This is a genomic window from Proteus sp. G2669, from assembly GCF_009915245.1.
Taxonomy (GTDB): Bacteria; Pseudomonadota; Gammaproteobacteria; order Enterobacterales; family Enterobacteriaceae; genus Proteus.
Map to the genome: position 1 here is coordinate 1 of NZ_JAABLX010000032.1, position 18,028 is coordinate 18,028.

An 18,028-nucleotide genomic window follows, 5' to 3' on the forward strand; every position below is an offset into this window, starting at 1 on the left:
TTGCTCTGACTCTGCAATTCGCTCTCTGAGTAACCAATAATTTCGGATAGCGGTGTCAGTAGGTCGGGCGGTGGTTGCATAAGCCAAGCTGGTGGCGGAAGTGGTTGTGCTTTTGGGACACTCTGCTTTGATGTACACCCGCTCAGGATGACGCTCACTAATATCACGCAAGCGACTAATTTCTTTCTTAGCATTCGCTAACTCCTGCGTATATTGAATATCCAGTTGGTTTAATCGCATTATGCGTGCTTGATAATCAGTATTAATAGACTTCTGTTCTTCGAGAGCCACAGTTAGTTTTTTGTTGGTATCTGTCAGTGTGGTAATTCTGTTAGCTTGCCAATTAATCACCCAATAGCTACCCACAATAATGCCCACCATCGCAATGACGGCATAGAGTTTTCCATATTTCATGATTAGTACCGATGATATGAGAGTGCAATCTGACAGCGTTTTTCTAAACTAACGTGATCTTTAGTACATGTGTTATCAATCAAGAGATAAATACCACCAACGACAGTGATGAATAATATGAGGATAAAGCTGATAATGATGATTAAAGGTTTCCATGACATAGTGCTGACTCCGCCTCTCGACGACTGACAAGCCCTCGCCAAACCTTTCCGCCTGCATATACCCAACGTTTCATTTCTTCACAGGCACCCGCTCTATCACCCGCATTTAGTTTCTTAAGTAATGTTGAGCGAGCAAATGCGGTTGTACCCACATTAAAAGCAAAGGAATATAAAGCGGCTTTGGTGTGGTCATCGAGTGGTACTTTGATTAATACATCGACTTGCCGTTGTGTCTTAATAAAATCGTTTTGTAATAATGCATCACATTCTTGTTGTGTGTATCTCTTACCTTGAATAATGTCTTTGCCTGTATGCCCATAACAAACCGTCAAAACACCTGCCACATCACGATAAGGTTCATAACGCACACCTTCAAAATGGGCTATTACTACTAACGCGATTGCTGTGGCTCCCGCAGTTGTTAGCGCCGCTATTTTCTGTTTGAGAGACATTAAATATCCTTTGGCGCTTTCACCATTAATTCAGCAAGCCTTTTTAGGGTTTCAGTTGGGTTTTGTGGGTCAACATGACGAACAAGCTCTTCAAATAATTGAGTGCGTTTTCGTTGCTCTCGACGAGTCATAAAATAAGTGGCTAAACCTAAAACCATGCTAAACGCCATCCCGATAACAAATCCCCATTCATATAACGAAAGACTGGCAAAAAATGCCGTTAAGCCTGCGGTTCCGTAAGTAACATTGGTTAATTTATCCATACGCATAGTCACCCTCAGAGGAGTGTCCGTTGATGATTAGTGTGAGAGTTAAAAATGAAACGATAAAAAATTAGGCGGGTATTGATACTTTAAGTACCTTTAATAAACCTTCAGGCAACTGCTCTTCAAGTGACGCATTAGAAACAATCACAAGGCCGTACATGGATATCCATGTATTCGTTTGTTGTAAGTGTCCCTGAATAAATTGCTTCGCTTTCTCTAACAAATAAACACAACTCTCTTGCGTGTTTTTGCGCCAATAAGATTCAATCGCCACCAGCAATGGGTCACCTGCATCATTAATCTTTTGTGTGCCGATTCGATATTGCTTTTTACCTGTGGGAGATGTCGTGCAAATTAGTTGTGTGAGTTGTTGAGTTTCACTATCAGCCGTATGGATATTCGCCGTTAAAATGACGGAGGTATTCTTTTCACTGTCTGTTTCTGAGGCATAGTGAAGACTAAACTGTAATTCGCTTATCTCTTTTGACATAACATTTACCGATTTATTTAGTTAATAAGGTGCCGACTCACAACTCTTGTGAGAACGGTATAAGTGGGTGTTGATTCTGTGGTCGACGTAGATGAAAAGGCTACAAAGTAACCTTATTTAATTTAGGGTTGAATATATTAATGAGAATAATTATCATTACATACGTATCAAATTGACAGGTTTGATACGAATTAGTACGACATGACTTACATTGCTTCTTGCGTTTATTTTATATGCCGATATGACTCCTAGCGTATCGGCATTTTTTTATTTTGTGTTGGGTGGTTCTTTCATACTTATAATTTAGATATTCCGCTCAGATTTGCCCCAAGACTGCTATAATTCAAGGCTAAATCTAATCAGACAGTCAGCCCAGTGCAAGTACCAAGAGCGGAACTTGCTTACACCATACAATGCTAATTTACCAAGAGCTGGTCAATTGTATCATCTCTTTAATGAATTAGATTAAAGGCTTACAAAATGAACGATATCAACCAAAAAGCTTTAAACAAGAAAAAAGCCCCAAAAGCTAAGAAGACTAAGAAGACTAAGAAGACTAAGAAAGTCAAACAGAAATTACTTACCCCTGAACAAAGAGCATTGCAAGCAAAACAAGAAGCTAAACAAAAGCAATTAAAAGAAATCACTGCCCATTCTATTAAGCTTTTTCAACAATATACAGCACTCCGTAAAAATGGATTAGATAGTCCCACTGCCACTTTGCAAGCTTATGCTGATTATGAAAAAGTACACGGGGATAAATTACTGAATTCCATGTGGACAAAAATCAAATCTAAAACAGAGATTAAGATTTATGATCGTGAAAGACAAGATAATCGTAAATCGCTTAATCTTGCTAAGATCCCTACCCGCTTAGAGGCCAAACGTAGAGTACTTACACAGAATCAAAAGAAAGTATATAACCAGAATACAAGTACATTACGTTTTATCGGTGGTAAGAAGCTACCTGTAACATCTATGGAACTTGTTGTATGTCCTATCTGTGAGATTTATATAAAAAATGATGCTATAGAGTGGCATTTACGACACAACCACGTAGGACATGTAGATAACCCATTTACTAAACCTGTTGTAGCTCCTGTTGATACTGTCGAAGGTTTAGAAGAAGCAGTAGAAATACGTAATCTATTAATTGGCGATAAAATACTTCCTATTGAATCTCCTACTATTGATGTAGAAATTGATAAGAAAGATAAAAGCTATTTCAATAAACAAGTTTATCAAACTGCATTACGAACAATGACACAATCAGAAGCCTGGAAACTCGCCACTGATGAAGAGGCTAATATAGTCTCTTTAAGCGATCAATACATAAACCCATTAATACCACCGGAACCGAATATTGAAACATCAATTGTCATAGAAACTGAAGCTATAGTTATTAATGAAGAACTAACTAAGCCTTTAGAAGCTGCAAATGATACTTGTGCTACTGGACGTACAGTTGAAGTTACGCACAAAGCCCGCCATACTGGAGATCAAGCTGATTTCAAACGCCGAATTTGGAATAACTTCAATGGTAGATGCGCTATTACTGGCTATCCATTGCCAGAAGGTATCTTAGAAGCAGCACATATTGAAGCAATAACAGAAGCAGCGAATAACAATACCTCCAACGGTCTATTACTTGAAGTAAGTCTACATCGGATGTTTGATAAAGGATTATTGGGGATTAATCCAGATGATTTAACTGTTCATTTTGCTATTGATTGTATCCACAAAACTATGTTTGAAGGTAAAACCTTACAACCGCATCATGTAGACCTTGATGATAATAAGCTAATGGTAAAATGGAAAGAATTCAACGATAAGAGTTAACATGACTTACCTAGGTACGCTTAAAGTAAAGTGTATTGTAAAATTTGGTTACTTTAACTGTATTAGTTGCGACTTGATCTTGATAGATTGGGAGTTACCGATTTTGATATAGCTATCAGAGCCGTATACAAAATATAAGTATCCCAGAAAAACGAACTATTTAACAAATTAGAAAATTTCTAGCCATATCATATTTGACGCTATATTATAAAAAGGATATAAATCATTCCGGTAGAATGGAGTTGAGGGTTACCGGAATGGCGCAGATTCGTTTTTACACATAGAGAGTATTGTGCGAATCAAATTATATAATTAATTCTTCTCGTTCTAATACTTCTCGTATTTGCTCAAAGATAGCGGATATGTTTCCTTTCGGAAACCTTATTTGTCCTAACCCATTTATATTACTAAATTCCTGACAACCTTCTTCTAGTAAAACAATTGCCTTTTCAAATCCTAATCGACCTTGGAATAAACCAACTTCATGAATAACATTCATTCTGGCTTGCATATTACCATCTTGTAATTCATCTTCTGCTGTCATTATTAAAAAAGCAAAACTTGCTTGGTCTAGCATTTGTGCCAATCTTGCTATATTTGTAGTTCCTGCAATTGGGACTCTATTAAATTCATCATAAGGAAGATGCAATTTATCTTTTATGAAATCTTTAAGTTCACGCCATAAATGTGAACGCCCATGCCCCAAAAATATATTAGTTCCAACTCTAGACACCTTAGCTTCCTTTTGCTCTAGATTACTGATATGACTAAATAATTTAATAGATTCCTTTTTTAAATCAATACAGCGAGTGTATGACTCTCTTAAAGCAGCTATCTTAGCTATCATTGCTATATGTGGTGGTGTTCTTATTCCTTCAGAAATAGCATCCATGTCTGCTGAGAGAAGTTTACCGCTTGGTCTTTGTATATCAACAAAATCACGTTCAGTATATATTTTAAATTTCTCTATTCTTTCTATTATCCTTTGAAGAAATAAATCATCATCTGGTAATTTTGATTTGTTTGCATAAATTAAAGATAGTATATTACTTCTGGTTTCATCGAATAACTCTTCATATTCATCAAATTGTTCTTTATATTTTATGATATCTATATCACCTGAATTTTGATATATATAATTGATAACATCATCAAAATTATATTGTCTCCAATCCCCTCGAGTTCCAGATGAAAACATTGAATCAAACCCGTCATTTCTACTGAACAGAGCTCCAGAAGGAGGTGTTGAGAAATTTACGTAATAAACTCTAGATTGATAACCTAACCACGAACCAGACCAAGATTTTCCCACACGGTTAGCTTCTTTTGTTATTTTTTCAAGCTCATCAAATTTTATTTTTGGTTCATCAGGTAGTTTTTCTATAATCCGTTGAAGCTACTCTGTTACTGACATAACTCATCCTTTATTTTGGTATTTCATAAACAAAGTCAAAACCCCATACTGTACTACGGGAGTCATTTTAGAATGAATTAATATTTCAGATAAAAGAGTCAAATAATAATATAACCATCATTAATATCTGAAATTTTAATCACTCTAATGTAGCACATTCTTATTAGTAAGGGCGTATTTGGTGTATGTTTTTCAAATGTGAACATAAAAAGGAAAACAAAAATTAAGGATCAATAAACAGATTTTAAAAGAACTACATAATTAACTAGATAAAAAAAGAGATTTCAGCACCTATCTATATTTAAATACCAAAGTTCGTATAATTGATTCTCATGTTGAATTTTTAACTTAAAAATAAACTATTCAAACTTAGTAAGTAGATAGCAAAAAACCCCGCCGAAGCGAGGTTTTGTATATTCAACTATTTAATGCTCAACTCATTTGAGCTGTCATCACACTTTTGCAAAAGATACATTTTGCGCCGTGTGGATTGTTCACTGTGATATCAAATTGTGATGTTCTATATTGTGAACCGCTGCACCTTGAGCATTTAAAATAGAGGTGAATAGTAATAGCGCCTTTAGAGAGCCACCACGTTGCCTGCTGCTGGGCCTTTCATACCATTTTCCATGGTGAATGAAACTTGTTGGCCTTCCGCTAATGTTTTGAAGCTATCACTTTGGATTGCAGAGAAATGTACGAATACATCTTTGCTGCCATCAGCTGGAGTAATAAAACCAAAACCTTTACCTTCATCGAACCATTTTACTGTACCAGTCATTGTATTAGACATAGAATTTCCTTTAATTTATTTAATTTGCCATAAGGCATATGCGGTTTGTTTTGTATTTTTACTTATGGGAATTAATTAGAAGGAATTCACAATGAAGAGGTATCGAGGATAACGCTAAACGGGAACAACTTTAAACTTACTAACATAAATAGGTCTGTACTTCCAAACCAGTGGCGCTATTAAGCCATAGAAAAATTCAGATAGCAAACTTTATTTTTAGCAGTAAATCAGCTTAAGTAGACCTATAAAAAACACAACCCCGTTATACTCACGAGGTTTTCAATAGATAAGAGGTGTAACATCAAAACCATCATTAACACAATATATTGTGTTTTGTAATTACACAAGACTATAAATGTGGTATTTTCTAATTATTTTATCCATATCTAATTTTACGTTATCAACCGATAGACATCCCTCAATAAATCCTTCCGCTGTCTGCAATCGCTTAGCCACTTCGTTATGAGAAATACCAAGTTTTGAAGCCATTGAACGCAAAGGATAATTCTTCACATAGTACATAATAACCAACTGAAACAAGTAACTATTATTTACCTTTAAATGTAATACCGCTTTATTGATTTTTAAGCCATCATCATCAGAACATTGCTCTCGGCTTCGTCTTGAACTTGGAATCAATCCTTTAAAGCCTGCGGCAATTGATGAGTAATCGATACTATTTCCCTCATTAGCTGACCACGCCCCCCAACGCGATAAAACTTCCTGCATATCTCTCATACACGCATTCTCCAAACCATTTTTGCCTTATTTATTACTATTGATTAATCATTTACACGTTCATCTCTCTTTCTCGTTTTAATTGCCTCACCTTCTCTCTGTATTTATCGCGTATCTGGATATAATCTTCGCGTCGCCAATGCGGAAGCTCATGAGGTCCTCGTAACCAATCAACTAATTCTTGACCAAATTTTTCGATAAGTTTTTCCTCATATTTTTGACTTACACTGGCATTTTTATGAGTAAATCGCCCAGCTCCACCATTACATGATTTACATTGCTTATATGCATTACGTTCATCAAATCTCAGCTCAGGGTGTGAACCCACAGATAAAAAATGACCACAATCCCACTGTCCTCCATGTAAATCAGGGGGATTAATTTCACCACAACTAATACAGGGCTCATCATGATCTCTGAGTCTGATATATTGATTAAACGCAGTTTGAGCTTGTTTGATAAAATATGAGGTAGGTTTTACTGCTAATTTGCGGGCTTTGAGTTTGTTTCTTGCTTTGATTTCCTTTTCTCTTTGTGCCTTTTTGAGTTTTACTAACGCTTTTTCTTTTTCCTTATTCCTTCGTTTTATTGCCAGTTCTGCGCCGTGTTCTGGGCAACACCACCAAATATTACTGTATTTGGGGTGAAACCATTCTCTACATATTTTACAGCGCCGTCGCCTTAGCGACTTCATTATGTTTTCCTTTGATTTATCCATCAGCAATTATTCCTCTTGATTTCTTTTCAAACTCATATATTCAGAATTGCTAGGAATGATGATCGGAATTCCCTTCTCAATGCACCATTGTTCATGTTTCTCCATCATGTAAAGCATCCTTGCTTTATCCATCTTGCTGGTTTTTTCACGCTCACCGTTTTCATTGCGCCCTAACCAATGTCCAACAAAATATTCATGAGTTTCCTCATTAGTGATGGGCTTTGATAAAACGATTTCACCGACACCATTTTTAATATCGATAACAACGCCACGCGCACGTAACCACTCGCCTGTGGTTTTCATCCACATACGCCATGTTTTATTCATTGGTATGGTTCTTAAATCACGCCACTCGGTGATTTTGATGCGATAGCGTTTACCTGTTGTCACGATTTCGGAGAGCACTTTGAAAATACTGTTGAGATTGGACTTATGGAGACAGATATCATCTGTCACTTGACCTCCTTTTTACTTTTATGAGTTAAAACGATTTTTCACAATATCTTTTGGGTTCCTTTTTCGGTTGAGCGCGATATGCAGCCATATATTGATCAACTGGCGTAATACTCAATCCTTGTTGATCAACATACACGGTGCCTGTTTTACCGTGTCGATTGAGCCTTAAAATCATTTCGGTCAGCGTTTCATCCGCATTATCGTGGTACACCGCATCACGATAAATGCCTAACCAATAATCACAATCTTGCTCGATTTGTCCTGTGTCTCTTGAATCACTTGGCACGGGACGTTTATCAGCCCTGTTTTCCAATCCTCGATTCAGTTGTACAAGCAACACAACCACCGTATTGAGCTCTTTTGCCAATATTTTTAGCCCCTTAGTGATTTCACCATAGGCAATATCATTGCGGTCAGCTTTTCCCGCCTGCATCAGAGTGAGGTAATCGACACCAATAAACCCAATATCACCGACTTTGCGTTTGATTTTCCGACTTTCAGAGCGAATATGCTGTAAGGACATGCCTGGTGTATCATCCACCCAAATATAGGGCTCATCTTTAAGGCGACCGATGGCACTGCAAAGCCTATCCCATTCATGCTCTTCTAACTTTTGGTAAAATTTATCTGAATTAATCTGGGTTTGTTGGGCTAGTGTCCGTTCAACAAGCTGTTTGTCTGTCATTTCCATGCTGAACAGCAATACAGGCTTACCTTGTTGTGAGACATTCTTTGCCATTTCAGTGAGAACGGTTGTTTTCCCCATCTTAGGGCGAGCACCAATCACGAACAGTGAGCCTATGACAATCTGTTTTGGGCTTAATAGACGGTCAAAATCTTTAAATCCCGTTTTTAATCCTCGATGTTTCTCTGGGTTATCTTGTCGGTCACAAATGTCGGTAAAAACATCATCCAACACATCATCAATTCGGCGTAGCCCTGTTTTTTTTCCCATTTTTCCAAACGACGTAGCTTCATCAAGCAAGCGTTGTGCTTGTTCAATTTTATCTGTAAAACCTAACTCACTTGGCGCCATCATGAGTTTTTGAATTTCAACCGTCTTTTCGATAACAAAACGCTGTGCGGAACACTCTCGGATTTTTTTCGCATAAGCCATAATGTTAGCAATACTCGGTGTTTCTCTTGCCATCTCAGCAAGATAGGCAAAACCACCTGATTGATTAATTCGGCCTTTTGACTCCAGACAATCCGTCACCGTCATGATGTCTATTGGCATACGTTGGGTATACATTTCTCGCAGGGTGAGATAAATAATTTGATGGTGTCGGGCATAAAAATCTTCAGGTTTTAGCAGTGAAAAAATTGATTGCGCATTATCACTTTGCGGGTCAAGCAGGAGTCCTCCAATAACATTTTGTTCCGCCATTAAATTATTCGGAACTTGGTTCATCACAGTGCTCCTTCCCTTGTTTTGAGTACCGTTTCAGGTCTGAGTAAATAATCAAAATTCGCTCGCCAACCCCGATTATTTTCGCCGAAATACCAAGCACTCGCCGTTTCCATAAAATAATCAAAATAATTTTTAGCTGATTCAACTGTGGGTTCTTTGAGCTCTTTCAGGAATTTGGATATTGCTCGTTTGCGTTTGTCATTCAGTGATTCGGCATTGGGTAATCTATCCCCTGCCGATTCGTTGAAGGCTTGCATAATTTCCTGATAAGGAATTTTAGTTTGTCGATTAACCGAAATCTGCTTTGCAGGTTTCGAGTCGTCAGACGATAGTTTTTTAAGGTTAATTGACTGGTTAAAAGACTGACTGGTTCTGGGTAAAAATTTTTGACTACCCCCTAGTCCAACTGTTTGACTACCGTGGTCAAATTCTTTGACTACCTCTGGTACAGAATTTTGACTAGGTGGTACTGTATTTTGACTACCGTCATCAAGAGATTTAGCCTCCAAATCCAGAATATATAAATTGGAAGTATGCCCCTTATCAGTTTTTCGCGTAACTTTACGAACAAGCCCTTTTTTACATAAACTTTTAATGTGGTTTATCGCACTTTGACGGCTAATTTCGCAATGACGTGCAATAGTTTCATAAGAAGGAAAGCACTCACCTTTATCATTGGCATTATCGGCAAGTTTAAGTAGCACCATTTTTTGTGCTGTACTCCCCACCTGTAACTGCATGGCTTTTGCCATTAGAAGCATACTCATTTTCGCTCTCCTAATAACTTATCCCGATGTGCTTTCCTTAATTTTGCGTCTTTCAGTGCTTCCTTTAAACGCTGACAACCCAGTGGGGTTATTTCTTGTAATAGCCTATTTCTCATGATGTTTTTATGCTCATCACAGCCATTAAATTCATGATTTATTCTTTGTCTCATGGTATAATTTCTCCATTCCAAAGCTGTATCAAAAAAGGGAAACCGAAATTTCCCCTTGTGATAAAAACTGGATATTGATACAGTATATTTGTACGTTAAATGGTGAATTCCATTGAACAACACGCCTCGTTTGTTGCCGCAACCGAGGCGTTTTCTTTTATTTTCATTTGAGAAAGTTCACCCATTTGTTTCCACAAAAATCGGTACTCTTCTTCTGAGATTTTTCGTTCTCCTTCCATCACAAAATCAATAATTCCCGATGCGACAAGCGTTTCGCATATTTCAGGATATTTTTCAGTTCGACGTAGGATTGTTGAATCATGGACACCTAACGTTCTAGCCACGGCAGACTGAGTTTTATTTCTCAATGCTTGTAATGCTGAAGCTATTAGGTGATTAGAGATAAATTGATTGAATTGTTTGCGTGTATTTGCGCATTCCATTGTTTAAAGTCCTTATGAGTTAACTAAGGGACAATAATGATCCGTGGCTCATTCCGTATGAGTTGATATTGGGGGAAGAGTTGTCGCTTTATCAGCGACTCCGTAGCAGTCAAAAACTGCGATTGTTAAAGAGCGGGTAGTGTTTACTTTTTAGTTCTTGGGAATGGTTTTATTTCAATTGCTTTAATACCATTCTCTGTGTGCGATAAAATAATGTTTCTTCCATCTCTTAACGCTTTACTTATAGCGCCTTGAGTAACCCCTATCGCTTTGGCCGTCTTATCTTGACCATACTCTTTTACATAATCTCTTAGAGCTAATTCGTTCATATTCTTCTCCTTTGAATGAATTAACCAATTATTATGTTCGGTAATAAAAAAGTCAATACTTGCGGTATTTTCAAAATATAACTATTGGTAATAAAATATCGACATGAGCAAAAAAAAACCATTATCAGAAGAGCAGTTAGCTGACGCTAGCAGGCTAAAATCAATTTATTCCGCTAAGCGTAAAGAGCTAGGAATAAACCAAGAGGACATAGCTGAAAAGCTAGGTGTCAATCAAAGTGCTGTAAGCCATTATCTAAATGGGATAAATCCACTAAATCCTAAAGCAGTGGCTACATTTGCAAAAATACTACAAGTGTCAGTAAATGAAATAAGCCCATCCATATCAAAACAAATAATGTCATTAGCCAAATCAATGGATGATGATATTGAATATATTGGTGAAATGCCTTCAGGATTGGTACAAGTACGTGGTGAAGCATTTCTAGGTGTCGATGGTGCTGTTGATATGATCGAAGCCCATAGCGGATGGTTAAAAATATACAGTGATGATGTGGATGCATACGGGCTTAAAGTTAAAGGCGATAGTATGTGGCCTCGCATTCAGTCAGGTGAATATGTTGTTGTTGAACCTAACACCACCGTAAAAACAGGTGATGAAGTGTTTGTGCGCACTATTGATGGCCATAACATGATCAAAATATTTAATAAAACTAGAGATGGTGACTATCAATTCACCAGCATCAACAACTCACATAAACCAATAACGCTATCACCAACTCAAGTGGATACGATACATTATGTTGCTGCAATCGTTAAACCAATAAAATATATCGATATTTATGAAAAGGTGGGTAAAAAACTTTTCTAGCGATTTGATAATTTGTTTTAGGGCATGAATATTGTAGATTAGTAAATTAATCTAATGATATATCGTGACTGTGGTAATTCCTTAATCATTAATAATCTAACTTTTTATTATACAGGTAGGATGAAAAATGGCAGAAGAAAACCCGAAAAAACAAAATAAAAAAGCAAAATCAAGAAAGGTACGACTGAGAGCATTTAAAATAGAGAACAAAGAATTATCTTCAAACAAAAGTCCAGCAAAAGGTTTAATTTTAGAAAAACTAGAAAATACTATTAAAGTAAAAGATAGATGTATGCTGTTAAACTCAGAAGATCCAAGTCAAGAACAGGATCTAATTTCTTGTTACGAGATATCAACAAAAAGCAATTCAGTTTTTTGCACTATGCTTAGAATAACGCCAAGTAACGAATTAGAGCAAATTCCAGACAAACTTTTTGAGAAAAAAGATTTCACACTAGATGAATTAGAAAGTTCAAAAATTGACTCTCTAGTTGTATGTAAAAACCATTTTTATTTTTGTATAAATGATAAATATTTAATAACAAATTTACCACTAAGAACAACTATTGCATCTCTTCAAACTTACATATGTTGGCTGACAAAAAATGAGTTATTAGAATTTACACCTATGATAGATATTCAAAATCAAACGCAATTAAAGGATTTAAGTGCAATATCAGTAAAAGACTCTGAGCCAATTAAATTAGGAGATCCTCTCAGCTCAAATGATACAACTGAAGAAAAAAAACATACGGTTACAGTTGTCGAAGAAAAAAGTAAAAAAATAAGGCTTGACCATATAGTCATGCATGCAATAAAAGCGTCATTATCAAAATCATCTAGTCTTAAAGAACTCATGGACAACAAAATTGTATCTGCCGAACTATTAATAAAATTTTCTAAACCCAGAAAAATGACAGATGGAGATTATGCCAATATATTAGGTGCAACATTAAAACCTGTAAGTGACTTAGATAATGTTACTTTCAAAAGAAAAGACGGAAAAACCGAGATCAAAGGAAAAGACCTACTAAAAACAAAATTTGTTGACATTGAGCTTACTGATACTGGTAAACTAAATGAACAAATGCTTTTTCAGGAGATGAGTCGCTACCTCATAGATATAGAACGTGAAAATCCAAATATTTAGCTGTATTACAATGTTGATATTAACCATAACCTGTTCAACTTTCATTGAATGGCAACCGGATAGTTTTTTAATATCAACACTGTATTCAGTTTGCGGGATTATGTTCTCTATTGGTCTCGGTCTTATTGTCACTTTTAATATGTCAGGGGTAAGGAACACTTCATATATATCTGCAATAAGAACCGAGCTCAGAGAAGTAAGAAATTCTTTCTTAAGATATTTTACTCTATCTACACTATGCTTAATATTAAGCCAATACACAAAAGATGAAGTATACATTTTTGATACTAAATGGTTTTCAATTACCATTTTTCCATCGTTAATACTGTTTTTCTTAATACTCTATTCAATATTCTTCTTCATTGTTAATTTTTTAAATGTTCAAAAATTGAACAATGATATATTTGATACTATAAATAACGAGAATAAATAATTCTATCCCTCTATTTAAAGATTGTTATGTCCTTTCATTTCTAAAAAGTGATCAGTATTCTAATTTCAGATTTTTTTGAAAATAATCTCACTTAAAAATCAACAATATTACCGCAAATGCAATTAATTATTACCGCAGGTATTGACAACATAAATTACCGTTTGTAATATAAACTATATCAACGGAACACAGCACGTTGATGTTCTTTAACAACGATGGTGGCGAGCTGTGTATTAGCTACCAGAACGGCGACGCTGATAAAGCGTCAACCTTCTCAGAAGGTTTTCGGATTGGTGTTTCATTATTTTATCACCAATCACTAAAGCCAACTGTTTGGAGGATATATGGCAACTATAAAAGTGAAGAAATCACGCAAACCAGACTTTTTACGTGGTAACTCTGCAAATAGACGTCATGCCAGACGGAAAGTCGAAGCCATTGCAATTAGAGATATTGAGATGCAACTAGACTCAATATTTCAACTAGAAACTAAAAAATTAAACCGCGTTGAAAAGACACTATCGCTAAGCCACATTCCTGTGACTAGAAATATTGAACCTAATTATCAACCATCACCTAACAACTGCTGTTTACCAGATGTATTAATATTTTCAGGAGTTAAAACAAAACAACCGAGCAGTGAGTTCGGTGTTACGGCTAGATAGGGGAAAATAACGAAAAAGAAATTGAACCCTACTCCAATAATGATAACTTCGACTCAAATACAGTAGCAAGAGCCATACTAAATACAACTCTCGCAGCATTAGATACTTAACGTTTTTTTGTAAAAAAACTAACCGGAGGCGGAGTTTCTTTTTCGTACTGCTTTTTAGCAACGTCTAAACACTCAGGATAAAGCGCTTCAATTTCAGACATCAATTGTTCTGGTGTTTTAATGGACTCTTGTTTTACTGCCAACGCCAGCGCCATATCAAAAGCAACTCGTTTAACAGGGTTGTCATCAGAGATAACTCTATTGCTCATTAATTCAATCCTTTTAATTATGTTGGGGTGATTGAATTATACACAGATTTCTTATGTTGGGGAATGTAAGAACCACCTCGCCTGACGGGTTAAAAGCAGGCACAGTTAAATAATTACCGTTTATAAGATGGGTTGCAATAACTTTACCAATAGGAAATAAATCATGACTCAACAAGATACTTCTATCGTTATTAACGTCAAATTAACTTTAAATCACATTGAAAATAAACCACATCGAGTAGAAGTAAACACTCAAATAAATGCTTCAGATGACATTCCTGAATTAGCTATATTGTTAAGTGACTTCTCAGATAATTTGATTGGAGAAAATGCGATAAAAACGGCATTAAAAAAAGCCGTTTTAAATACCTTAGTAAACAAAGTTAAACATTAATAAAAATATTTCCCTCTCGTCTAAATCTTTTTTCGCCAACACCAGAATATCAATCATTACCACTATCACTTAATTAGTGAGGATTTTGCACATCCAGAGGTAAACATGAACATTGATAAATACACACTTTGTTTAGCCCAAAGCCAAGCAGGGATCGCCCATTTTCTCAAAGATGAACATGGATGGAATAAGGCCAATCAGACATTAAAACAGGCTTATGGCATAAAACAGCAATACAACGCAAAGGTATGCAAAGAAATTAATATCCCAATGAATAGGCTCTATGGATAGAGGTAATTTTTTGTGAATAATTTTAATAATCAAATATACCCAAATGATAAATACCCTCGACTAAGTTCACCTACTCCGAAAAGGAATTTAAAAGAAGCTCTCGCTCATGCAATAGCGATTATTGAAGGAGAAATACCTAACAATTCGCCTAGCATAGCTGAACAGCGACTCGCTATGACGCTTTGGTATATGAATTTAGATGCATCCAAGAATCACCCTCCTCTTCCTGAGCATATTCAAGCCCAACGAGATTCAAAAAGGACATATACGCCTAGTAATAAATTTGAAGTCGATTACTACGGAAGTGATCGCCGTCAAGGTCAATATTTAGGGGATTAATATGACTGCTGTATACAAAGCTATTAGTAATGTTGCTAGAGAAATGGCTGAAACGGGCATTAAAAAAGGAAGTGTAAATCAACAACAAGGATTTATGTTCAGAGGAATTGACGCTGTATATAATGCCCTCGCTCCTGCTCTAGTTAAGCATGGATTGCTTATTCTTCCACGGATCATCGAACGTACCGTCACGGAAAGACAAACACAAAGAGGTGGCTTGTTATTCTATGTCGTAGTGAAAGCTGAGTTTGAATTTGTTTCTGTTGAAGACGGAAGTAAACACACGGTTGTGACTTATGGTGAAGCGATGGATAGCGGAGACAAAGCCACAAACAAAGCCATGTCTATTGCATATAAATACGCAGCTTTCCAAACATTTTGTATACCAACCGAAGAAACAGCAATCGATGCTGATGCAGAAGTCCACAATGTAGCACCGAGAACACCAGATCAAATATTGAAAGATTTTACTAATTCAGCAATGGCTATTACAGATCTCAATATTTTGAAAAAAGAATTTGGTGAAACATGGAAGTTACTCAGGAAAACGCCTGAACAATCAAAAGCAAAGGAAGTATATAACATCAGAAAATCAGAATTGGAGGCGATGTAATGGCAAGTAAAGGTGTAAACAAAGTCTTATTGATAGGACATCTAGGTCAAGATCCTGAAATGCGTTACCTCCCAAATGGCGATGCAGTTACTAATATTACATTAGCCACCAGCGATTCATGGAAAGATAAACAATCAGGTGAAACCAAGGAACATGTCGAATGGCATAGAGTTGTGATATTTGGAAAGCTCGCCGAAATTGCTGGCGAATATCTGCGTAAAGGTTCACAAGTCTATATCGAAGGTCAATTACAAACACGTAAATGGCAAGATCAAAATGGACAAGACAGATACAGCACGGAAGTTGTAGTGAATATTAATGGCTCAATGCAAATGTTAGGTAACAACAATCAGGCAGGTAACCAAAAGTCACAACCATCACCTCATCAACACGGATGGAGCCCTCAACAATCTCCTAAACATAATGACCCCCCAATGGACTTTGATGATGATATTCCTTTTGCGCCGATTGGATTACCTTATCCTCGTATCGCTATTCATATTATTTAAAATACTGCTTAACGAATTACGCTAATTAATATTTATTTAAACTGAGTATAAATAACGTGGAGAGAAAATATGTCAAGAATGGTGACTCTTGAAGCGTGGGCAAGGTTGGAATTTGGAGATGCCTCTCCTTGCATGACGGTATTACAAAAATACGCAAAGAATAACCTTATTGCACCACCTGCAATGAAAGTGGGCCGCAAGTGGATGGTTGATAGAGAAGCTCGTTATGTGGGCTATCTATCTCTCCCTCAAATTCCTACTAAATCAACGGAACGACTTAAGAGGATAATTACAGATGGCTGCCCGACCACGAACCCATAAAATTATCATTCCCAATCTATATCGAAAGCTAGATAAACGTAACGGCAAAATTTATTGGCAATATAAACATCCCATCACCGGTAAATTTCATAGCTTAGGCACCGACGAGCAAGAAGCGAGAGAAACCGCCATTCAGGCCAATACAATTATTGCTGAACAACATACTCGACAGTTATTAAGTATTAATGAACGGTTATCAAAAATTAAGACAAACAAGTCTGAAATATCTGTCGATATATGGATGGATAAATATTTAGATATTCAAAAAGAAAGATTAGATATCGGTGAATTAAAAATTAATTCTTATCGACAAAAAATGAAACCTATTAATTTATTCCGTCAGTATTGTGGTACGAAAATATTAAAAGAGATAACCGCTTTAGATATTGCTGAAATAATAGATTCCATCAAAGTATTAGGACATTCAAGAATGGCGCAGGTCGTTCGCATGGTGCTTATTGATGTATTTAAAGAAGCTCAACATGCTGGCTATGTTCCTCCTGGTTACAACCCTGCGAAAGCAACTAAACAACCACGGAACCGAGTGAAAAGAGAACGCATGACATTGGACGAATGGCGCACTATTTACCAGCAAGCCAAGAATCACCCTCCTTACCTGCAATGCGGCATGTTGTTGGCTTTAACCACAGGTCAGCGGATCGGTGATATCTGTAAAATGAAATTCTCTGATATTTGGGATGACATGTTACATATACAGCAAGAAAAAACGGGGAGTAAGTTGGCCATCCCTCTCTCACTAAAATGTGAGGCTATCAATCTCTCCTTAAGAGATGTTGTTGCTCAATGTCGTGACGCGGTTGTGAGTAAATATCTCGTGCATTATCGGCATACCACCGCACAAGCAAAACGAGGCGAGCAAGTCACACCAAATACATTAACCACAACGTTTAAAAAAGCGCGAGATAAATGTGGGTTAACTTGGGAAAAAGGTACGGCACCTACTTTCCATGAACAACGATCTTTATCTGAGCGACTTTATCGAGAACAAGGAATTAATACACAAAAATTATTGGGGCATAAAACACAAAGTATGACTGATAAATACCACGATGATAGAGGCAAAGAATGGCAAATTATTGCTGTTTAATTGAACAGTTTTGGGGAAGAGTTTTGGGGATATTTTGGGGAAGAATTTTATAGTACAAAAAATAAACGGGAACTAATAAGCTCCCGTTAACTATTTATCAAATCAACAATTACATGTGTTTGATAATCGCATCACCAAACTCGCTACATTTCAGCAGTTTAGCGCCTTCTAACTGACGTTCGAAATCATAAGTTAC

At 36.5% G+C, this 18,028-nt stretch carries 26 protein-coding genes and 3 pseudogenes; 11 read left to right on the forward strand and 18 right to left on the reverse strand.

From position 1 onward, the window contains the following. The 5 genes and pseudogenes from GWI68_RS20295 to GWI68_RS08950 form a co-directional block, all read right to left on the reverse strand. A pseudogene (locus tag GWI68_RS20295) lies at window positions 1-80 on the reverse strand (hypothetical protein); the annotation flags it as partial. Continuing rightward, window positions 64-414, reverse strand: a pseudogene (locus GWI68_RS08935) (lysis system i-spanin subunit Rz); the annotation flags it as partial. The pseudogenes GWI68_RS08935 and GWI68_RS20295, both read right to left, overlap by 17 nt. Before the next feature lie 142 nt (window positions 415-556). After that, window positions 557-1,027: a lysozyme gene (locus tag GWI68_RS08940; RefSeq protein ID WP_166540044.1), complete on the reverse strand. Its 471-nt coding sequence runs from the start codon at window positions 1,025-1,027 to the stop codon at window positions 557-559. Further along, on the reverse strand, window positions 1,027-1,296 hold the full coding sequence (locus tag GWI68_RS08945; RefSeq protein ID WP_020946092.1) for a phage protein: 270 nt from the start codon (window positions 1,294-1,296) through the stop codon (window positions 1,027-1,029). Before GWI68_RS08945 ends, GWI68_RS08940 begins: the two co-directional genes overlap by 1 nt. Before the next feature lie 64 nt (window positions 1,297-1,360). Then, the gene (locus GWI68_RS08950) at window positions 1,361-1,783 is read right to left on the reverse strand and encodes a hypothetical protein (RefSeq protein WP_166540045.1); all 423 of its coding nucleotides are present in this window, start codon (window positions 1,781-1,783) and stop codon (window positions 1,361-1,363) included. Window positions 1,784-2,263: 480 nt separating this feature from the next. Between GWI68_RS08950 and GWI68_RS08955 the strand changes: the two genes are divergently transcribed. Continuing rightward, window positions 2,264-3,622, forward strand: a complete 1,359-nt coding sequence (locus GWI68_RS08955; RefSeq protein ID WP_166540049.1) for an HNH endonuclease signature motif containing protein — start codon at window positions 2,264-2,266, stop codon at window positions 3,620-3,622. Window positions 3,623-3,926: 304 nt separating this feature from the next. Here the strand turns inward: GWI68_RS08955 and GWI68_RS20635 are convergent, their stop codons facing one another. The 11 genes and pseudogenes from GWI68_RS20635 to GWI68_RS09005 form a co-directional block, all read right to left on the reverse strand. Continuing rightward, window positions 3,927-4,934, reverse strand: a complete 1,008-nt coding sequence (locus GWI68_RS20635) for a TIR domain-containing protein (protein ID WP_347877520.1) — start codon at window positions 4,932-4,934, stop codon at window positions 3,927-3,929. 552 nt (window positions 4,935-5,486) lie between these two features. Further along, window positions 5,487-5,609, reverse strand: a pseudogene (locus GWI68_RS20305) (cold-shock protein); the annotation flags it as partial. Between the two features lie 7 nt (window positions 5,610-5,616). Beyond that, window positions 5,617-5,829 (reverse strand): RNA chaperone/antiterminator CspA, encoded by a 213-nt coding sequence (gene cspA, locus GWI68_RS08965; protein WP_004244726.1) that lies wholly within the window; start codon window positions 5,827-5,829, stop codon window positions 5,617-5,619. A 339-nt stretch (window positions 5,830-6,168) separates the two neighbouring features. Continuing rightward, window positions 6,169-6,567, reverse strand: a complete 399-nt coding sequence (locus GWI68_RS08970) for an antiterminator Q family protein (RefSeq protein WP_166540050.1) — start codon at window positions 6,565-6,567, stop codon at window positions 6,169-6,171. 52 nt (window positions 6,568-6,619) lie between these two features. Further along, complete coding sequence (locus GWI68_RS08975) at window positions 6,620-7,261, reverse strand: recombination protein NinG (protein ID WP_166540062.1); 642 nt, start codon at window positions 7,259-7,261, stop codon at window positions 6,620-6,622. 30 nt (window positions 7,262-7,291) lie between these two features. Beyond that, entirely contained in the window at window positions 7,292-7,741 is a 450-nt protein-coding gene (locus tag GWI68_RS08980) for a hypothetical protein (protein WP_166540051.1), read from the reverse strand. A 25-nt stretch (window positions 7,742-7,766) separates the two neighbouring features. Next, complete coding sequence (locus tag GWI68_RS08985) at window positions 7,767-9,152, reverse strand: DnaB-like helicase C-terminal domain-containing protein (RefSeq protein ID WP_166540052.1); 1,386 nt, start codon at window positions 9,150-9,152, stop codon at window positions 7,767-7,769. Further along, window positions 9,152-9,919, reverse strand: coding sequence for a helix-turn-helix domain-containing protein (locus GWI68_RS08990; protein WP_166540053.1), 768 nt, complete (start codon window positions 9,917-9,919; stop codon window positions 9,152-9,154). Before GWI68_RS08990 ends, GWI68_RS08985 begins: the two co-directional genes overlap by 1 nt. Beyond that, on the reverse strand, window positions 9,916-10,089 hold the full coding sequence (locus GWI68_RS08995; RefSeq protein WP_004251793.1) for a hypothetical protein: 174 nt from the start codon (window positions 10,087-10,089) through the stop codon (window positions 9,916-9,918). Before GWI68_RS08995 ends, GWI68_RS08990 begins: the two co-directional genes overlap by 4 nt. Before the next feature lie 95 nt (window positions 10,090-10,184). After that, entirely contained in the window at window positions 10,185-10,532 is a 348-nt protein-coding gene (locus tag GWI68_RS09000; protein WP_166540054.1) for a transposase family protein, read from the reverse strand. Between the two features lie 143 nt (window positions 10,533-10,675). Then, the gene (locus tag GWI68_RS09005; RefSeq protein WP_161769463.1) at window positions 10,676-10,861 is read right to left on the reverse strand and encodes a Cro/CI family transcriptional regulator; all 186 of its coding nucleotides are present in this window, start codon (window positions 10,859-10,861) and stop codon (window positions 10,676-10,678) included. Window positions 10,862-10,964: 103 nt separating this feature from the next. On the opposite strand from GWI68_RS09005, the gene GWI68_RS09010 reads away from it, so the two are divergent. The 3 genes from GWI68_RS09010 to GWI68_RS09020 all read left to right on the forward strand — a co-directional run bounded on the left by GWI68_RS09010 (window position 10,965) and on the right by GWI68_RS09020 (window position 13,938). Next, complete coding sequence (locus GWI68_RS09010; RefSeq protein ID WP_161769462.1) at window positions 10,965-11,690, forward strand: XRE family transcriptional regulator; 726 nt, start codon at window positions 10,965-10,967, stop codon at window positions 11,688-11,690. A 127-nt stretch (window positions 11,691-11,817) separates the two neighbouring features. Next, window positions 11,818-12,840, forward strand: a complete 1,023-nt coding sequence (locus GWI68_RS09015; protein WP_166540055.1) for a hypothetical protein — start codon at window positions 11,818-11,820, stop codon at window positions 12,838-12,840. A gap of 777 nt (window positions 12,841-13,617) precedes the next feature. Continuing rightward, entirely contained in the window at window positions 13,618-13,938 is a 321-nt protein-coding gene (locus GWI68_RS09020) for a hypothetical protein (RefSeq protein ID WP_166540056.1), read from the forward strand. Window positions 13,939-14,044: 106 nt separating this feature from the next. Here GWI68_RS09020 and GWI68_RS09025 read toward each other — a convergent pair whose 3' ends face one another. Continuing rightward, window positions 14,045-14,257, reverse strand: a complete 213-nt coding sequence (locus tag GWI68_RS09025; protein ID WP_166540057.1) for a hypothetical protein — start codon at window positions 14,255-14,257, stop codon at window positions 14,045-14,047. A 163-nt stretch (window positions 14,258-14,420) separates the two neighbouring features. Between GWI68_RS09025 and GWI68_RS09030 the strand changes: the two genes are divergently transcribed. From GWI68_RS09030 to GWI68_RS09060, 7 genes are all read left to right on the forward strand, one after another. Then, the gene (locus GWI68_RS09030) at window positions 14,421-14,651 is read left to right on the forward strand and encodes a hypothetical protein (RefSeq protein ID WP_109409351.1); all 231 of its coding nucleotides are present in this window, start codon (window positions 14,421-14,423) and stop codon (window positions 14,649-14,651) included. Window positions 14,652-14,756: 105 nt separating this feature from the next. Beyond that, complete coding sequence (locus tag GWI68_RS09035; RefSeq protein WP_166540058.1) at window positions 14,757-14,942, forward strand: host cell division inhibitory peptide Kil; 186 nt, start codon at window positions 14,757-14,759, stop codon at window positions 14,940-14,942. Between the two features lie 12 nt (window positions 14,943-14,954). Next, a complete protein-coding gene (locus GWI68_RS09040) occupies window positions 14,955-15,281 on the forward strand; it encodes a hypothetical protein (RefSeq protein WP_166540059.1) in 327 nt (108 codons plus the stop codon). Window position 15,282: 1 nt separating this feature from the next. Continuing rightward, entirely contained in the window at window positions 15,283-15,894 is a 612-nt protein-coding gene (locus GWI68_RS09045; RefSeq protein ID WP_088495883.1) for an ERF family protein, read from the forward strand. Continuing rightward, a complete protein-coding gene (locus GWI68_RS09050; RefSeq protein ID WP_166540060.1) occupies window positions 15,894-16,403 on the forward strand; it encodes a single-stranded DNA-binding protein in 510 nt (169 codons plus the stop codon). The genes GWI68_RS09045 and GWI68_RS09050 overlap by 1 nt, the downstream gene beginning before the upstream one ends. A gap of 69 nt (window positions 16,404-16,472) precedes the next feature. Continuing rightward, window positions 16,473-16,724, forward strand: coding sequence for an excisionase (locus tag GWI68_RS09055; protein WP_017628380.1), 252 nt, complete (start codon window positions 16,473-16,475; stop codon window positions 16,722-16,724). Then, window positions 16,699-17,832, forward strand: coding sequence for a site-specific integrase (locus tag GWI68_RS09060; RefSeq protein ID WP_166540061.1), 1,134 nt, complete (start codon window positions 16,699-16,701; stop codon window positions 17,830-17,832). The genes GWI68_RS09055 and GWI68_RS09060 overlap by 26 nt, the downstream gene beginning before the upstream one ends. A gap of 109 nt (window positions 17,833-17,941) precedes the next feature. On the opposite strand, the gene GWI68_RS09065 is transcribed toward GWI68_RS09060, so the two are convergent. Next, a partial coding sequence (locus GWI68_RS09065; RefSeq protein WP_243733326.1) for a hypothetical protein occupies window positions 17,942-18,028 on the reverse strand: 87 nt, incomplete at its 5' end.

What these genes read in the sequence shown, in the direction of transcription:
- GWI68_RS08940 (WP_166540044.1), bottom strand. Translation starts at nt 1,027, where the DNA reads ATGTCTCTCAAACAGAAAATAGCGGCGCTAACAACTGCGGGAGCCACA.
- GWI68_RS08945 (WP_020946092.1), bottom strand. Translation starts at nt 1,296, where the DNA reads ATGCGTATGGATAAATTAACCAATGTTACTTACGGAACCGCAGGCTTA.
- GWI68_RS08950 (WP_166540045.1), bottom strand. Translation starts at nt 1,783, where the DNA reads ATGTCAAAAGAGATAAGCGAATTACAGTTTAGTCTTCACTATGCCTCA.
- GWI68_RS08955 (WP_166540049.1), top strand. Translation starts at nt 2,264, where the DNA reads ATGAACGATATCAACCAAAAAGCTTTAAACAAGAAAAAAGCCCCAAAA.
- cspA (WP_004244726.1), bottom strand. Translation starts at nt 5,829, where the DNA reads ATGTCTAATACAATGACTGGTACAGTAAAATGGTTCGATGAAGGTAAA.
- GWI68_RS08970 (WP_166540050.1), bottom strand. Translation starts at nt 6,567, where the DNA reads ATGAGAGATATGCAGGAAGTTTTATCGCGTTGGGGGGCGTGGTCAGCT.
- GWI68_RS08975 (WP_166540062.1), bottom strand. Translation starts at nt 7,261, where the DNA reads ATGAAGTCGCTAAGGCGACGGCGCTGTAAAATATGTAGAGAATGGTTT.
- GWI68_RS08985 (WP_166540052.1), bottom strand. Translation starts at nt 9,152, where the DNA reads ATGAACCAAGTTCCGAATAATTTAATGGCGGAACAAAATGTTATTGGA.
- GWI68_RS08990 (WP_166540053.1), bottom strand. Translation starts at nt 9,919, where the DNA reads ATGAGTATGCTTCTAATGGCAAAAGCCATGCAGTTACAGGTGGGGAGT.
- GWI68_RS08995 (WP_004251793.1), bottom strand. Translation starts at nt 10,089, where the DNA reads ATGAGACAAAGAATAAATCATGAATTTAATGGCTGTGATGAGCATAAA.
- GWI68_RS09000 (WP_166540054.1), bottom strand. Translation starts at nt 10,532, where the DNA reads ATGGAATGCGCAAATACACGCAAACAATTCAATCAATTTATCTCTAAT.
- GWI68_RS09005 (WP_161769463.1), bottom strand. Translation starts at nt 10,861, where the DNA reads ATGAACGAATTAGCTCTAAGAGATTATGTAAAAGAGTATGGTCAAGAT.
- GWI68_RS09010 (WP_161769462.1), top strand. Translation starts at nt 10,965, where the DNA reads ATGAGCAAAAAAAAACCATTATCAGAAGAGCAGTTAGCTGACGCTAGC.
- GWI68_RS09015 (WP_166540055.1), top strand. Translation starts at nt 11,818, where the DNA reads ATGGCAGAAGAAAACCCGAAAAAACAAAATAAAAAAGCAAAATCAAGA.
- GWI68_RS09020 (WP_166540056.1), top strand. Translation starts at nt 13,618, where the DNA reads ATGGCAACTATAAAAGTGAAGAAATCACGCAAACCAGACTTTTTACGT.
- GWI68_RS09025 (WP_166540057.1), bottom strand. Translation starts at nt 14,257, where the DNA reads ATGAGCAATAGAGTTATCTCTGATGACAACCCTGTTAAACGAGTTGCT.
- GWI68_RS09030 (WP_109409351.1), top strand. Translation starts at nt 14,421, where the DNA reads ATGACTCAACAAGATACTTCTATCGTTATTAACGTCAAATTAACTTTA.
- GWI68_RS09035 (WP_166540058.1), top strand. Translation starts at nt 14,757, where the DNA reads ATGAACATTGATAAATACACACTTTGTTTAGCCCAAAGCCAAGCAGGG.
- GWI68_RS09045 (WP_088495883.1), top strand. Translation starts at nt 15,283, where the DNA reads ATGACTGCTGTATACAAAGCTATTAGTAATGTTGCTAGAGAAATGGCT.
- GWI68_RS09050 (WP_166540060.1), top strand. Translation starts at nt 15,894, where the DNA reads ATGGCAAGTAAAGGTGTAAACAAAGTCTTATTGATAGGACATCTAGGT.
- GWI68_RS09055 (WP_017628380.1), top strand. Translation starts at nt 16,473, where the DNA reads ATGTCAAGAATGGTGACTCTTGAAGCGTGGGCAAGGTTGGAATTTGGA.
- GWI68_RS09060 (WP_166540061.1), top strand. Translation starts at nt 16,699, where the DNA reads ATGGCTGCCCGACCACGAACCCATAAAATTATCATTCCCAATCTATAT.